Consider the following 14,541-nt stretch of genomic DNA (forward strand, 5'->3'; position numbering starts at 1 on the left):
ATGGAAAAAACGTGCACAAGTGTATGGAATAGCTGTCTTCAAGTCATAAAAGACAACATTCCTGCGCAGAGTTTCAAAACATGGTTTGAGCCTGTCAAAGCCATACGTCTTGAAGAAAACGTTTTGACTATTCAGGTCCCTAGCTTATTTTTCTACGAATGGTTAGAGGAACATTATGTAGGTATCCTTCGCAAAACAGTTAAAAAGTTCCTAGGAGAACAAGGTCGATTGGAATACAACATTGTCGTAGAGAAATCTTCGACTAGCATTCCATTCACCACCAACATACCGTCTAACGGAAATGGTGCAGAAGGAAAGAATCAATCTATCCCTGTCCCAGTTGCGCTAAACAAAAACATCAAGAATCCTTTCGTAATTCCAGGGTTGAAAAAGTTGCAGGTAGATCCGCAGCTCAATCAAAATTACACCTTTGATAATTTCATTGAAGGAGAATGTAATCGTTTGGCTCGATCAGCTGGTTTCGCAGTTGCCAATAAACCGGGCGGAACATCTTTCAACCCTTTAATGGTATACGGTGATGTTGGTTTGGGCAAGACGCACTTAGTGCAGGCCATTGGAAACGAAATCAAGAAAAACCTACCTGATAAGTTGGTGATCTATGTTTCTTGTGAAAAGTTCTGTCAGCAATTCGTGGATTCATTGAAGAATAATACGATTAATGACTTTGTTAACTTCTACCAAGCGATGGACGTGATCGTCATGGATGATGTACACAACTTCGCTGGAAAAGAAAAAACGCAGGATATCTTCTTCCATATTTTCAATCACCTACATCAGTCGGGTAAGCAGATTATTCTGACTTCTGATAAACCACCAAAGGATTTATCAGGTTTAGAAGAGCGCTTATTAAGTCGTTTCAAATGGGGTCTTTCGGCAGATATTCAAATCCCAGATCTGGAAACTAGAATGGCGATCCTCAAGAAAAAGATGTATTCGGATGGCATTGAATTGCCGGAGAATGTTGTCGAATTTGTAGCTCATCAGATTGATAACAGCGTGCGTGAGTTAGAAGGAGCCATGGTTTCTTTACTAGCGCAATCTACACTCAACAAAAAGGAGATTGATCTGAACCTAGCGAAGTCCATGTTGAAGAACTTCGTGAAAAATACCAGTAAAGAAATTTCGATGGATTATATCCAGAAATTGGTTTGTGAATACTTTGAAGTGCCAGTAGAAATGGTCAAATCCAAAGTAAGAAAGCGAGAGATTGTACAAGCACGTCAGATCTCGATGTATTTGGCTAAAAACCACACAAAATCTTCTCTAAAATCGATTGGAAACTTCTTTGGCGGTCGTGATCACTCCACGGTTATTTACGCCTGCCAAACGGTAGAAGATCTCATCGAAACAGATAAAAAATTCAAAACCTACGTGCAAGATATCCAAAAAAAGCTCAAAGCTTAATAGTCGAACCGCACGAAACTGATATAGGCGCCAAGTTGTTACTTAGGCGCTTTTTTATTTTAGATCGATTATTCTTATTTTGCGTCAAATTTCAATGCAAACGGTTGCATTGAAAACTACATACCTTTTATATGTTTAAAGAAACTCGTAACATACTGCTCATGGTGGGCTTGGGATTGTGTTTAAACACATCCTCCAGTATAGCACAAGAAAAATTTCGATATAAAGATGCCCTCCTAAGTACGAGTGAGCGCACCGCCGACCTTATCAGCCACATGACGTTGGAAGAGAAGGTTGGTCAATTGCTTTGTCCGCTTGGTTGGGAAATGTATACCAAAGATGGCAATACCGTTACCTACTCCGAGAAATACAAGAATTTGCTGGATAAGCAGCATGTAGGTATGTTTTGGGCTGTATTTCGTGCAGATCCTTGGACGCAAAAAACCTTAGAAAAGGGTCTTAGGCCAGCATTGGCTGCAGAGGCAGCCAATGCCATGCAGCGCTATGCCGTGGAAGAAACACGTTTGGGTATTCCTATTTTCATCGCAGAAGAAGCGCCACATGGCCATATGGCGATAGGAACCACTGTCTTCCCGACGGGAATTGGGATGGCATCTACCTGGAATCCTTCTATGCAGGAAAAAGTTTCTGCGGTATCTGCCAAAGAGGTTCGCCTGCAAGGCGGACACATTGGTTACGGTCCGGTTTTAGATCTTTCGCGTGATCCACGTTGGTCACGTGTCGAAGAAGCGTACGGTGAAGATCCGGTATTGAGTGGAACGATGGGCGCTGCGGCAGCTAAAGGAGCTGGCGCAGGCGATCTAAAGAATCCATACGCGGTGATATCTACGATCAAGCATTTTATCGCTTACGGCATACCAGAAGGTGGCCATAATGGCAATAGTGCGATCATTGGGCAGCGGGAATTGCACGAAAGCTTTCTGCCGCCATTTTTCAAAACGGTGGAAGCTGGTGCATTATCCGTAATGACCGCTTACAATTCGATTGATGGCATTCCTTGTACGGCAGATGGTTATTTATTGACTGATGTGTTGCGCAAAGAATGGGGTTTTGATGGTTTTGTGGTTTCCGATTTAGGAAGTATTGATGGAATTTATTCCAGTCATCGCGTTGCTTCTTCTATGCAAGAAGCAGGTACGATGGCGCTAGATGCCGGTGTGGATGTGGATTTAGGTGCACGCCCATTTGCAGAACTTATTTCAGCCATCGAAGCTGGAAAAATTGATATCGCCAAGATCGATAGCGCGGTTTCGCGCGTGCTACGTCTTAAGTTTGAGATGGGATTGTTCGAAAATCCGTACCGCGATAGCAAAGTTGCCGGACGTGAAGTAAGAAGCAAAGAACACATTGCGGTATCGCGCAAAGCAGCACAGGAATCTATTGTCTTGCTAGAAAATAAGAACAATGTATTGCCTTTGTCTGCCAAGAAAATAAAAAAGATTGCCGTGATTGGCCCGAATGCGAATACACATTATAATCAATTAGGGGATTATACCGCGCCACAAGAGCGTGCGGTAATCCGTACCGTATTAGATGGTATACAAGCGAAAGTTCCTGCAGCAAATGTAATCTATGCGAAAGGTACAGCCATTCGCGATACGGCGCAGTCTGATATTGCGTCAGCGGTAGAAGCGGCGTTGCAATCCGATGTAGCGGTTGTGGTAGTTGGAGGTTCTAGTGCACGCGATTTCGAAACCAAATACATTGAGACTGGCGCCGCAGTAGCGGATGCCAAATCGTTAAGTGATATGGAAAGTGGGGAGGGTTTTGACCGCTCTACGTTGGATTTGTTAGGCGATCAGATTAAGTTGCTAAAAGCGATTAAAAAAACGGGTAAACCAATGATCGTGGTGTATATTCAAGGCAGACCGCTCAATATGAACTGGGCACATGAACATGCCGATGCTTTGTTGAATGCTTGGTATCCTGGTCAAGAAGGAGGAAATGCCATAGCCGATGTCATCTTTGGAGATTACAACCCGGCAGGTAGAATGCCGATTTCTGTACCGCGGTCAGTAGGTCAATTACCGGTGTATTACAACAAGAAAGTGCCTAAAGGCCATGATTATGTAGAAACATTAGGTTCGCCCTTGTATACATTTGGATATGGAAAGAGTTTCACGGATTTTGGTTACAGCGATTTGAAGATTAACCAGCAGGCAGATGGTGGCTTGGAAGTGACTTTCGAGGTAAAAAACACCGGATCAAGAGCTGGCGATGAAGTGGTGCAGTTGTATGTACGCGATGAATTCGCTTCAACGGTACAACCGATCAAACAATTGAAAAAATTTGATCGAATTCATTTGGCAGCCGGTAAATCGAAGCAAGTCGTTTTCAGTTTACTTCCGGAAGATCTATCGGTGATCAATCCGAAGATGCAGCGCGTTATGGAAGCGGGTAGTTTTAATATCATGGTCGGTGCATCGGCAGATGATATCCGCCTAAACGAAAAGGTAGAAATCGCACAATCAGTACAACTGCCGTTGTACGGAAAGCTGAAATAAGACAGTTAGTAGACCAAATAAAAAGCCCGAAATCATTTGATTTCGGGCTTTTTATTTAATTGTGTGTTAAGAGTGATTATGTTCTTCGCTCTTGTCACCATCTCGTTTTCCGCCTTCACGTTTATCGCGATCAGGTCTGCGATTATTACGTTTAGACCACTCGGTGCGATTTTTCTGCATTTCAGCATACTTTTCCTTTTGATTCGCATCCAATAATGCTTCTATTTTACGGTCAGTTTGAGCTCTTAACTCTTTCGCTTTATTGCGTGTTTCTTCGTTCTTATGATCTGAATCTTTATAAAGCGCTTGTGCATTTTTAGATTGATCTAGTACTAGTTTGTGGATAGATTCTTTCTGTGACGCTGTCAGAGTCAGTTTTTTATCTAGTTGCTCCACCTTTGCTTTGGCGCGAGCTTCTGGATCTTTGTTGAAACCACTGCGTTCCGTTCTTTCACGATTACGAGTTTGTCCATCTTTGTTTGCCTCATTACGAGTTTGTGCTTGTGCTGCGTTTAGTCCCACTAATAACGCTAATGCAATCATTACCTTTTTCATAATATTTCTCCTTTTTTTAGTTTAAATAGAATTTTTTCTTTTAACAAAGTTGGAGAATGTATTTGGAAGAAAATAAAAACAAACAGTTTTTAACTTCCGTTAAGGTTCATTTACACTATATTAGTCGAGAGTGTTAATTACATCTTGGAGAATCTGTTCCTCTTGATCAAAAACAAACGTAATTGGGGTATAAAAACTCGGAATTTCAACCAAAGAATCCAACGATAGTCGCTGCGCATCCTTCTCTGTGGTTACGAGCACGGTATCTCCTTGAGCGGCTAATGCTGCGTAGGTGGATTGAATATTTTCGTAATCTGCTGTCGTAAACAAATGATGATCTGGCAAAGTAATGCTTTTCACATAGTTGGCCTGCTGTTGCATATAATGTAATAGTGGAGCTGGATTTGCGATTCCAGTCACTAGCAACACCTGTTTGTCCTGAAAATCGAAGTTAGAGCTGCTGTTTATTTTATCTTGTCGAAAAAGGGCTTTAGGAGCGCCGTAAGCGATCGAAGCAAAGTAGACGGGCGCATCACTATGTTTCCGTAATCTCCGCGTAATATCCTTCTTTTGCTGCATGGTGAGATCTTTGGGGATCTTCGTGATGACGATAATATGGGCTCTTTTCGCCTGCGGCAATGAATCTCGGAAATTCCCAGTAGGCAATGGAATAATTGGTCCGAGTAGAGATGCGTATTCAAACAGTAGAATGTTGCAACTAGCCGCTACGCGGCGATGTTGATAAGCATCATCCAGCAAGATCAGATTATGGTCTTGCAATAACATTTCCATGCCTGTGCGCCGGTCTTCACAAACAGCTACGGTGAGGTGCGGAAATTTTCGCTTGAACTGTAAAGGCTCATCGCCGGTTGCAATGGCATTATCATCTACTTCTACGTAACGAAAGCCTCTTGTTTTACGGCCGTAGCCACGGCTCAATGTCGCTATCTTGTACTCGCTATCAAACCATCGGATCAAGCATTCGGTCATCGGTGTTTTGCCGCTGCCTCCTACGGCGAGATTGCCGATGACAATACTGCGTACCGGATAGCTTTTGCTACGCCAAATTCCGATGTCGTAAAAGATATTGCGCAGCCAAACCACACAACCATACAAAAGCGAAATGGGTAAAAGTAGCCAACGTAGTAAACGTATCATGGTTTTTGGGCAATTACCAAACCGATATCTGTGATTCCCTTCAATTGGTGTTCTTCCATGTGATGCTGGATCGAAAAGTGATAAACGCCCGTATCTGGGAACAGATGCATTTTTAGAATGTGCTGTTTGATATGATACAAATTACCGGCAGATTCACCAACCCATCGCCCATCTTCTTTCGCTAATGATAGCTCCACCGAATAAGTGGTATCCTGATTAGATGCATGCTGCTGTTGCACAGAAAACACCAGATTGGTATATGGATAAAAGTTGTTATGCCGCACATTAATCGCGATATCATATGGTTGCGAAGCATCGACAATGTGCGCAGAAAACTCTGCAACAGAGTCGCGATTCCAACGATAATCGTCGATTCGCTTGTTTTTTTCGTACGCAATATGCGGATCGCAGGATGCCAACAACAACAGCCACAATAAACTCAAATACGTCAGGCTAGGTGCTTTTAGCATGCTATTCCGTCTTGCTATCGTTGTTATTTCTTCTGTCTCGGTTTCTATTATTGTTGTTGCGTCTTTTGGGGCGCGGTTTTGTAGCACCTTCTGTTCCTTCTGCAGCACCTTCGGCTTTAGGCTTAGGTTTGTCTGCTGACGTAGCATTCGCGTTATCTGCCTTTGTTTGCGGTTGTCTTGCTGGTCGTGCAGGTCTATTCTCGGTCGATTTTTCCGGATTTTCTCCTGTTGGATTTTTACCAGCTGGTTTTTTCTTGCGTCTTTTCTTCTTGTTGCGATCGTCCAATCGGGTCAAGCTATCTTGACCAACGACATTCTCATAGTCGTAATTGATCGGCTTCGCTTTCGCTTCTTCTTCCGGCTCTATGTACAGCAGCTCTGTTGGTTTTTGGCCACCTTTGTTCATCTGCACGAATTCGCGTACTTTATCCACGGTCAGTGGAATCCAGTTTTCTGCTTTCGGATACGAAAACCACATGGTTTTCTTGAAAATATCTGTTTTTTGCAGGTAGGCCATTCCGATTTCGGTATCAATACGATCGATATCCGTCGGAATATCCTTCAAGGCATCCATATAACTATCTAGTTCGAAATTCAGACAGCACTTCAACTTGCCACACTGTCCTGCTAGCTTCAAGGTATTCAACGAAAGATTCTGATAGCGAGCCGCTGAGGTAGAGACAGTTTTAAAGTCTGTTAGCCAAGTAGAACAGCACAATTCGCGTCCACAAGATCCTATTCCGCCCAAGCGACTAGCTTCTTGGCGCATACCGATTTGGCGCATTTCGATCCGAATACGAAAAGATTCGGCCATGCGCTTGATCAGTTCGCGAAAATCTACCCGACCTTCGGCCGTATAGTAAAATGTCGCCTTGGTCTTATCGCCTTGATAATCAACATCAGAGATCTTCATAGACAGTCCGAGTTCTAACGCCAGCGTGCGGGCACGGTGCATGGTTTCCCATTCCAGCTCTTTCGCCGCGTTAAATTTCTCAATGTCTTTTTCGGAGGCTTTTCGGTATACTTTTTTGGCTACATCTTCAGCCTTTACTCGATTTTTCTTAAGTTGTAACCGCACCAGTTCGCCGGTAAGCGATACGTGTCCGATATCATAACCACCCGTAGAAGGTTCTACCGCCACCATTTCGCCCATTTCTAGGTAAAGATTTTCGGTATTCACAAAAAACTCCTTTCGAGAGCCTTTAAAGCGAACTTCTACTATGTCAAACGGTTTATAATTAGAAGGCAGATCCATGTCGGTCAGCCAATCGTAAACATCCAATTTATTGCATCCGCTGGTCATGCACGAGCCGTTGTTATTACAACCTGACGGTACAGTCCCCAGAGATTTGCTTCCGCAACCTCCGCCGGATGCGCAACTTCCACATCCCATATGTCTATATATATATTGAGTCCGCCTGTTGGCGGAACGTCTTGTATTTGAACAATAAAACTAACTGCAAAGATAGGTCTAAAAATAATATTTTAGCATTGGCATTTCGCTCTACGGCGTAATGCGTTTTCTCCAGTAGATCTACCCCTGCGCTTAATTGTTCCAGAGTAAATATTTCACTAAATTTAGTAATAAAATCTAATTCTTTGTCTTGCAGGAAGATCAAACTTTCCAGACCTTGTGATTTCAACACGATCTGTCGCATCATGCTGATGGTATACATCAGGAAGTTTTTCTGATTTTCTCGTCCCAATTTTGGAAAATCTACTTCAGACAATTGAATTAGTTTGAGCCCCGTATCGGTCACCACCAAACGCAGCCATTGGATCATCAAATCAAAATAAGCATTGCTATCACTCTGTAGCAACTCTATAGCCGATTGTAGATTGCCATCGGCTAGGAAAGAAATTTGTCCGGCTTTGAGTGGATCTACACCTTTTTTTTCGGTGAGATAATGATCGATGTCCGAATGCGTCAGCTTATGAATTTTCACGAGCTGAGTTCTCGAAATGATGGTGTTGAGAATCCGATCTTGATTCTCCGCGACCAATAGAAACAAGGTTTTCTCTGGTGGCTCTTCAATCAACTTCAATAAAGCATTTCCTTGCGCATCCAGATATTCTGGAAGCCACATTATCAGTACTTTATACTCTGATTCGAATGCTTTGAAGCTCAGTTTCTTGATGATGTCGTGTACCTCTGCAATGTTGATGTTGGCCTGTTTGTTTTGTGCATCAAACTGCTCTCGCCAAGCATTCATCCCCATATAAGGATTTTCTGACAAGGCTTGTCGCCAAGCTTCGATATAGTTGATGGCGACTTCACCAGCAGATTTGGCAAAGAAGGGATAGGAGAAGTGCAAATCCGGATGGATCAGCTTTTCGTATTTGCGGCAAGATGCGCAAACACCACAGCTATCGTTCGCTTGTTTGTCCTCGCAATTGACGAATTGTGCGTACGCAATGGCTAGCGGCAAAGAGCCAGAACCTTCTGGACCTAGAAATAGTTGGGCATGACTTACCCTATTATCCTGTACTGTGCGGATAAGATGTTGTTTAACGCTGTCGTGACCTATTATATTTTCAAAACGCATAGCCGATTCGTACAAAAGTAGCGAAAAAACCTTGGAAGAAAGTTGGAATCTTTTTGTATTATTGCAGTATAAAAATAGCCAAAACAAATGAGGTTTATCGTATCCACATCCACTTTATTAAAGCAATTGCAAGCCATTAGCGGGGCATCTAGCAGTAGCACAGTTTTGCCCATTTTGGAGAACTTTTTGTTTGAAATTAAGGACAATGAACTGACCATTTCTGCCACTGATCTTCAGACCAGTATGGTGACATCGCTGCAAATAGAAGCTAAAGAAGAAGGACGTGTGGCGATGCCATCGAAAATTCTGATTGAGACCTTGAAAACATTGCCCGATCAGCCAGTTGCTTTCTCGGTAGATACCACGACAATGGCTATCGAAATCAGCGCGGGCGATGGTAAATACAAGTTGAGTGGCGAGAATGCGGACGACTTTCCGAAAATCCCTGTAGTTGATAATATCTCTACAGTGAATATAGCGGCCCCGATCTTAGCAGAAGCGATTAGCAAAACCATCTTTGCTGTAAGTAGCGATGAGCTTAGACCAGCTATGTCAGGCGTGTATGTACAATTGGCTGAGCAATCGATTACGTTTGTATCTACAGATGCACACAAATTGGTGCGCTACCGTCGTACCGATATCGGCGCCGAGAAGCCGACATCATTAATTTTACCTAAAAAAGCCTTGAATCTGTTGAAGTCTTCGTTGCCTTCAGATGATATCAACGTTTCTATCGAATATAATAATACCAACGCGTTCTTCCAATTTGGTCATGTATCCTTGATCTGTCGATTGATCGATGAGCGTTATCCAGATTACGAAGCGGTGATTCCGCAGGTGAACCCTAATAAATTGACGGTAGAGCGTGCGAGTTTTTTGAACTCGTTGCGCCGCGTGGTTATCTTCGCGAATAAAACAACTCATCAGGTACGATTGAAAATATCTGGCAGCGAACTACACATCTCTGCAGAAGATTTGGATTTCTCCAACGAAGCGCACGAGCGCTTGAGCTGTCAGTATGAAGGTGACGATATGGAAATAGGATTCAATGCGCGTTTCTTAGTAGAAATGTTGAACAATCTAGGTTCCGAAGAGGTGACTTTAGAAATGAGTACACCGAATCGTGCCGGATTATTATTCCCTGCCATCAAAGAAGAGAGCGAAGATGTCTTGATGCTGGTGATGCCGGTTATGTTAAACAATAATTAGTCAGCGCATCTACGATGACGGATTTTTTATACGGAATCATTGATTTCATCCTGCATATTGACGATCATCTGATACAGTTAATTGCGGATTACGAATATTGGGTCTATGCGATCCTCTTTCTCATTATTTTCGTAGAGACAGGATTGGTGGTGATGCCATTCTTGCCGGGCGATTCGTTATTATTTGCCGTAGGCATGTTTGCTGCGCAAGGTCAGCTCAATGTTTACTTTTGTTTGGTTCTTTTATTTGTCGCTGCCGTTTTGGGCGATGCCTGCAACTACCTCATCGGTAAATACGCCGGTGATCGCTTTGTGCGATTAAGATTGTTTAACAAGCAGCTAGTGAAAGACGAGTACATTGAGAAAACAAATCAATTTTACGAAAAGCATGGTCCTCAGACCATCATTATCGCTCGTTTCGTCCCGATCGTAAGAACTTTCGCTCCATTTGTAGCTGGAATAGGACACATGAATTACGGACGCTTTTTTACGTACAATGTAATAGGCGGTTTCGTCTGGGTATTCGGGATCACGTTAGTTGGTTATTTCTTAGGCAACATTCCGATAGTCGCTGATAACTTTGAAAAAGTCGTGTTAGGTATCATTCTGGTATCTGTCTTGCCGATCATTTACGGCTTCGTCAAAGAGTGGAATACATCGCGCAAAGCGCGTGCCGAAGGCTTGTAACCTCGAGCTGCTTGCGCTATTTTATGCTGATAAAGTAAGCGCTCCATGATGGAGAGATTATCAATTAATTTTTATATAGGTTTTCGTACCTTTGCGTATGATAAAATCCATGACCGGCTACGGTACAGGTTTGGCAGAAAACCAAACGGTAAAGTACACTGTAGAAATAAAATCCCTCAATTCGAAGTTTTTAGAGCTGAGCTTGCGTTTGCCCAAGCATGTATCTGATAAAGAATTGGCGCTGCGCGCCGAAAGCGGAAAACTTATCGAGCGAGGAAAGGTCAATATCACGGTAACGGCGGAATATGCGGACCAAACCGCTACGTCATCGATCATCAACGAAACGTTATTTAAAAAATATTACGCGCAGCTGAAAGATCTGGCTGATGCCGTAGGCGATCAGCAATCTCCTTTGCTTCAGTTGGCATTGCAAATGCCAGAAGTCGTTGGATCCAACGAAGCTGAAACCGATGAGGAAGAAGTCAAAATCTTATTTGCTGCATTTCACCAAGCCATAGATAAATTCAATCAATTCCGTCTGGATGAGGGGAATGTGCTCAATGCCGATCTACAAAAACGAGTGGAGGATATCATGGCATTCCAGAAAGAGGTAGAGGCCGTAGATGGCGATCGGATACCATTGATTCGGGAGCGAATTGCGCAATATATGGATACGTCCGTTGGCAAAGAGAATGTAGATATGAATCGATTCGAACAGGAATTGATTTATTATATCGATAAATTAGATATCACCGAAGAAAAAGTGCGCTTGAATAGCCACTGTACCTATTTCCTAGAAGCGCTAAAAGCGCCTAATCCAAGTGGAAAGAAATTAGGATTTATCTCCCAAGAAATGGGTAGGGAAATAAATACGTTGGGCTCTAAAGCCAACAATGCGCATATCCAGCAGATCGTCGTTCGGATGAAAGAAGAGCTGGAAAAAATCAAAGAACAGTTATTAAACGTACTATAAGAGTAGCATGAGTGGCAAATTGATTATCTTTTCTGCACCATCCGGCGCAGGAAAAACAACCATAGTAAGACATCTATTAAGTAAATATCCCAATGATCTTGCTTTCTCGATCTCAGCAAGTACCCGTGCTCCACGCGGCGAAGAAGTAGATGGCAAAGATTATTATTTTATCTCTAAAGACGATTTTCTACACAAGATCGCGCACCAAAACTTCATCGAGTTTGAGGAAGTCTATTCAGGCACTTTTTATGGCACGTTGCGCTCGGAAGTGGAGCGCATTTGGGCAGAGGGTAAGCACGTAATCTTTGATATTGATGTGGTGGGCGGACTGCGCCTAAAATCCAAATTTCCGGATCAGGCATTGGCTATTTTTGTTAATCCACCATCCTTGGAGGTCTTGAAAGAACGCTTGGCCGGAAGAGGAACAGACAGCGAAGAAAAGCTGAAAGAGCGCTTTGCCAAAGCCGAGCATGAGCTTAGCTTTTCGGATAAATTTGATGTAATCCTCAATAACTTCGAGCTAGAAGAAGCTTGCCAGCAAGCGGAAGATTTGGTTATTCCGTTTATCAAATCTTAACTGAAGATGAGTAAGCACATTGGTTTGTTTTTTGGATCATTTAATCCCATTCACGTGGGTCATTTGATCATTGCAAACCATATGGCTCATTATACTAACTTGGATGAAGTGTGGTTTGTGGTATCACCACAAAATCCTTTCAAAGAAAAAAAGAGTTTGGCCAATATGTACGATCGGCTGGAGATGGTGAGTTTAGCTATTCAAGATAGCGATCGACTGCGCGCCTCGGATATCGAGTTCAACTTGCCTCAGCCATCCTATACGATCGATACGCTGATTCACCTGAAGGAGCGCTATCCTGATTGCGATTTTTCGTTGATTATGGGTGAAGATAATTTAGCTAGTTTTCAGAAATGGAAGAATGCGGAGATTATTTTACGAGATTACAAAATCCTCGTTTATCCCAGACCGGCGTATGATGCAGGAGAGTTGCTTAACCATCCTGCGGTTACGCGTACAGAAACGCCTCAGATGGAGTTGTCATCTACCGCGATTCGCCAAGCGATTCTAGCGAGTAAGAGCGTTCAATTTATGACGCCGGATGCGGTGATAGAATTTATAGATAAAAAGGGCTTGTATAGTCGTTAAATTGCTTTATTTATGTGCTAGAGCCACACAGGCTCTTACTTTTTCTCCGCAAAAAGTTAGCAAAAACACGAAGTGCTCAGCAAAGCTAAAATGCTCGCTTTAAATAATTTTAACAGCGGATACAGCTCTTTTACAAATACAGGTACTTCATATAGATATTATATAAGATCGCGCGTTCCTGCTCCTTGAATGTGGTGTCGTTCGCATTTTGTGGGATGTAATGCCGTTTAAATCCTTTGATGGCTGCATCTAGATTTTTGATGTCATATCCGATAATTCGTAGCGCAACGCGCACGTCAAAATCTTGTGGTGCGGGTTGTAAATTTGCATCATACCAGAAACCAAAACCAGCTTGCGCTAGACGATCCCAAGGGAAATTGGCGGGATCAGGTTTGCGCGTCGGCGCAAAATCCATATGACCGATAAAGTTTGCCTGTGGAATCTTATAGTTTTCCTTGAGTTTTGTTAATAGCTGTATTAAAGCTGTAATCTGCGCATCAGGCCAAGGGTCGGTGGTGCCATTATTGTCTAGTTCGATGCCGATAGAAGAGGAGTTCAAATCGGTATCATTGCCCCACAAACCAGCTCCAGCATGATGTGTCCGAAAATAGTCATTCACCATCTGTACAATCTTACCATTTCTGCCCACTATATAATGCGCACTTACTTGCGTGCGCTCCAGTTGAAAAGTTTTGATGGTTTCGTCTACCGATTTTTGTGCCGTATGATGGATCATCACGTAATTAGGCTTGCGAATACCAAAGTTGACCGAGGCAATCCATTCCTTATCAATCACAGGTACTTTTTCCCATTGATTTTCTGCCGGCTGTACCGTGATGGTCTTGGCAAATGCAGCCGCTTTCTGCTCATAGACTTTTTCGGATGCTGCATATTTTCCGCCTTTGCAACCGCTGAGTAATAGCGCAGCAGCTAGTAACACCAAACCAGTATTCTTCATCTTATCGGGATTTAATTGGTTGAGCTACCGCAAAAATCTTACCGAGCATCGGGCAATCCGACGATTATTCTTGCTAAATTCGCTACATGGCAACAAAGAAACCCCTAATACTCGTAGTGAATGATGATGGTATCACCGCGCCTGGCATCAAAGTGTTACTCGAAGAAATGCAACATCTTGGTGAAGTGGTCGTCGTGGCGCCAGATGGTCCACAATCTGGTATGGGGCACGCCATCACGATCGGAAAACCATTGCGACTGGATGGGGTGGATATTTATCCAAAAGTCGAAATGTACAAATGCTCAGGAACACCAGTAGATTGTGTGAAGCTTGCAGTCAACAAAGTCTTTAAAGGTCGCAAGCCCGATTTGTGTGTTTCGGGAATCAATCACGGATTGAACAATTCGATTAATGTGTTGTATTCTGGGACCATGTCTGCAGCCGTAGAAGGCGCGATTGAGGGAATTCCTTCTATTGGATTTTCGTTGGACGACTTTTCGTACGATGCCAATTTTGAACATTGTCGTCCGTATGTGCGGGGTATAGCCGCTCAAGTATTAAAAAATGGTTTGCCTAAGCATTCACTACTGAATGTAAACTTTCCGAATGAAGATAAGCTAAAAGGTATCAAAATCTGCCGCCAAGCAGGTGGTCGTTGGGTAGAGGAATTTGAAGAGCGTGTAGATCCACATCAACGGGAGTACTTTTGGCTTACCGGCAAGTTTCAATTAGAAGATCGCGGGGAAGATACCGACGTTTTTGCCTTGAACAACGGTTATGTATCGGTCGTGCCCACACAGTTTGATATGACGGCGCACCATGTGATTCCAGAATTGAATTCTTGGAGCTTTGATATTCCTAAATCCTAATC

14 protein-coding genes are annotated in these 14,541 nt (G+C 43.1%); 8 read left to right on the forward strand and 6 right to left on the reverse strand.

Features of this window, described 5'->3' with window-relative positions; all coding sequences use genetic code 11:
- Together dnaA and AC3IRT_RS00010 are read left to right on the forward strand one after the other, a co-directional pair.
- Positions 1 to 1,425, forward strand: a complete 1,425-nt coding sequence (gene dnaA, locus AC3IRT_RS00005; RefSeq protein WP_489394512.1) for a chromosomal replication initiator protein DnaA — start codon at positions 1 to 3, stop codon at positions 1,423 to 1,425.
- Between the two features lie 131 nt (positions 1,426 to 1,556).
- Positions 1,557 to 3,950, forward strand: a complete 2,394-nt coding sequence (locus tag AC3IRT_RS00010) for a glycoside hydrolase family 3 N-terminal domain-containing protein (protein WP_489394513.1) — start codon at positions 1,557 to 1,559, stop codon at positions 3,948 to 3,950.
- A gap of 66 nt (positions 3,951 to 4,016) precedes the next feature.
- On the opposite strand, the gene AC3IRT_RS00015 is transcribed toward AC3IRT_RS00010, so the two are convergent.
- The 5 genes from AC3IRT_RS00015 to AC3IRT_RS00035 form a co-directional block, all read right to left on the reverse strand.
- Positions 4,017 to 4,505, reverse strand: a complete 489-nt coding sequence (locus AC3IRT_RS00015; RefSeq protein WP_489394514.1) for a hypothetical protein — start codon at positions 4,503 to 4,505, stop codon at positions 4,017 to 4,019.
- 120 nt (positions 4,506 to 4,625) lie between these two features.
- On the reverse strand, positions 4,626 to 5,663 hold the full coding sequence (gene lpxK / locus AC3IRT_RS00020) for a tetraacyldisaccharide 4'-kinase (protein WP_489394515.1): 1,038 nt from the start codon (positions 5,661 to 5,663) through the stop codon (positions 4,626 to 4,628).
- Positions 5,660 to 6,133 (reverse strand): gliding motility lipoprotein GldH, encoded by a 474-nt coding sequence (locus tag AC3IRT_RS00025; RefSeq protein ID WP_489394516.1) that lies wholly within the window; start codon positions 6,131 to 6,133, stop codon positions 5,660 to 5,662. The genes lpxK and AC3IRT_RS00025 overlap by 4 nt, the downstream gene beginning before the upstream one ends.
- 1 nt (position 6,134) lies before the next feature.
- Positions 6,135 to 7,436, reverse strand: a complete 1,302-nt coding sequence (locus tag AC3IRT_RS00030) for a PSP1 domain-containing protein (protein WP_489394517.1) — start codon at positions 7,434 to 7,436, stop codon at positions 6,135 to 6,137.
- 94 nt (positions 7,437 to 7,530) lie between these two features.
- Positions 7,531 to 8,679: a DNA polymerase III subunit gene (locus tag AC3IRT_RS00035; protein ID WP_489394518.1), complete on the reverse strand. Its 1,149-nt coding sequence runs from the start codon at positions 8,677 to 8,679 to the stop codon at positions 7,531 to 7,533.
- Between the two features lie 87 nt (positions 8,680 to 8,766).
- On the opposite strand from AC3IRT_RS00035, the gene dnaN reads away from it, so the two are divergent.
- The 5 genes from dnaN (at position 8,767) to nadD (ending at position 12,712) form a co-directional block, all read left to right on the forward strand.
- A complete protein-coding gene (gene dnaN, locus AC3IRT_RS00040) occupies positions 8,767 to 9,888 on the forward strand; it encodes a DNA polymerase III subunit beta (RefSeq protein ID WP_489394519.1) in 1,122 nt (373 codons plus the stop codon).
- A 14-nt stretch (positions 9,889 to 9,902) separates the two neighbouring features.
- The gene (locus AC3IRT_RS00045) at positions 9,903 to 10,574 is read left to right on the forward strand and encodes a DedA family protein (RefSeq protein ID WP_489394520.1); all 672 of its coding nucleotides are present in this window, start codon (positions 9,903 to 9,905) and stop codon (positions 10,572 to 10,574) included.
- Between the two features lie 97 nt (positions 10,575 to 10,671).
- On the forward strand, positions 10,672 to 11,547 hold the full coding sequence (locus AC3IRT_RS00050) for a YicC/YloC family endoribonuclease (RefSeq protein WP_489394521.1): 876 nt from the start codon (positions 10,672 to 10,674) through the stop codon (positions 11,545 to 11,547).
- A gap of 7 nt (positions 11,548 to 11,554) precedes the next feature.
- Complete coding sequence (gmk, locus tag AC3IRT_RS00055) at positions 11,555 to 12,124, forward strand: guanylate kinase (protein WP_489394522.1); 570 nt, start codon at positions 11,555 to 11,557, stop codon at positions 12,122 to 12,124.
- 6 nt (positions 12,125 to 12,130) lie between these two features.
- On the forward strand, positions 12,131 to 12,712 hold the full coding sequence (nadD, locus tag AC3IRT_RS00060) for a nicotinate (nicotinamide) nucleotide adenylyltransferase (RefSeq protein ID WP_489394523.1): 582 nt from the start codon (positions 12,131 to 12,133) through the stop codon (positions 12,710 to 12,712).
- Between the two features lie 130 nt (positions 12,713 to 12,842).
- Here the strand turns inward: nadD and AC3IRT_RS00065 are convergent, their stop codons facing one another.
- Entirely contained in the window at positions 12,843 to 13,670 is an 828-nt protein-coding gene (locus AC3IRT_RS00065; RefSeq protein WP_489394524.1) for an N-acetylmuramoyl-L-alanine amidase, read from the reverse strand.
- An 86-nt stretch (positions 13,671 to 13,756) separates the two neighbouring features.
- Between AC3IRT_RS00065 and surE the strand changes: the two genes are divergently transcribed.
- On the forward strand, positions 13,757 to 14,539 hold the full coding sequence (gene surE / locus AC3IRT_RS00070; RefSeq protein WP_489394525.1) for a 5'/3'-nucleotidase SurE: 783 nt from the start codon (positions 13,757 to 13,759) through the stop codon (positions 14,537 to 14,539).
- The last annotated feature ends 2 nt before the right edge of the window (positions 14,540 to 14,541 follow it).

Source organism: Sphingobacterium sp. KH_072, from assembly GCF_057837975.1.

Bases quoted from the DNA above. Each gene is read 5' to 3' on its own strand.
- dnaA (WP_489394512.1), top strand. From the start codon at position 1: ATGGAAAAAACGTGCACAAGTGTATGGAATAGCTGTCTTCAAGTCATA.
- AC3IRT_RS00010 (WP_489394513.1), top strand. From the start codon at position 1,557: ATGTTTAAAGAAACTCGTAACATACTGCTCATGGTGGGCTTGGGATTG.
- AC3IRT_RS00015 (WP_489394514.1), bottom strand. From the start codon at position 4,505: ATGAAAAAGGTAATGATTGCATTAGCGTTATTAGTGGGACTAAACGCA.
- lpxK (WP_489394515.1), bottom strand. From the start codon at position 5,663: ATGATACGTTTACTACGTTGGCTACTTTTACCCATTTCGCTTTTGTAT.
- AC3IRT_RS00025 (WP_489394516.1), bottom strand. From the start codon at position 6,133: ATGCTAAAAGCACCTAGCCTGACGTATTTGAGTTTATTGTGGCTGTTG.
- AC3IRT_RS00030 (WP_489394517.1), bottom strand. From the start codon at position 7,436: ATGACCAGCGGATGCAATAAATTGGATGTTTACGATTGGCTGACCGAC.
- AC3IRT_RS00035 (WP_489394518.1), bottom strand. From the start codon at position 8,679: ATGCGTTTTGAAAATATAATAGGTCACGACAGCGTTAAACAACATCTT.
- dnaN (WP_489394519.1), top strand. From the start codon at position 8,767: ATGAGGTTTATCGTATCCACATCCACTTTATTAAAGCAATTGCAAGCC.
- AC3IRT_RS00045 (WP_489394520.1), top strand. From the start codon at position 9,903: ATGACGGATTTTTTATACGGAATCATTGATTTCATCCTGCATATTGAC.
- AC3IRT_RS00050 (WP_489394521.1), top strand. From the start codon at position 10,672: ATGATAAAATCCATGACCGGCTACGGTACAGGTTTGGCAGAAAACCAA.
- gmk (WP_489394522.1), top strand. From the start codon at position 11,555: ATGAGTGGCAAATTGATTATCTTTTCTGCACCATCCGGCGCAGGAAAA.
- nadD (WP_489394523.1), top strand. From the start codon at position 12,131: ATGAGTAAGCACATTGGTTTGTTTTTTGGATCATTTAATCCCATTCAC.
- AC3IRT_RS00065 (WP_489394524.1), bottom strand. From the start codon at position 13,670: ATGAAGAATACTGGTTTGGTGTTACTAGCTGCTGCGCTATTACTCAGC.
- surE (WP_489394525.1), top strand. From the start codon at position 13,757: ATGGCAACAAAGAAACCCCTAATACTCGTAGTGAATGATGATGGTATC.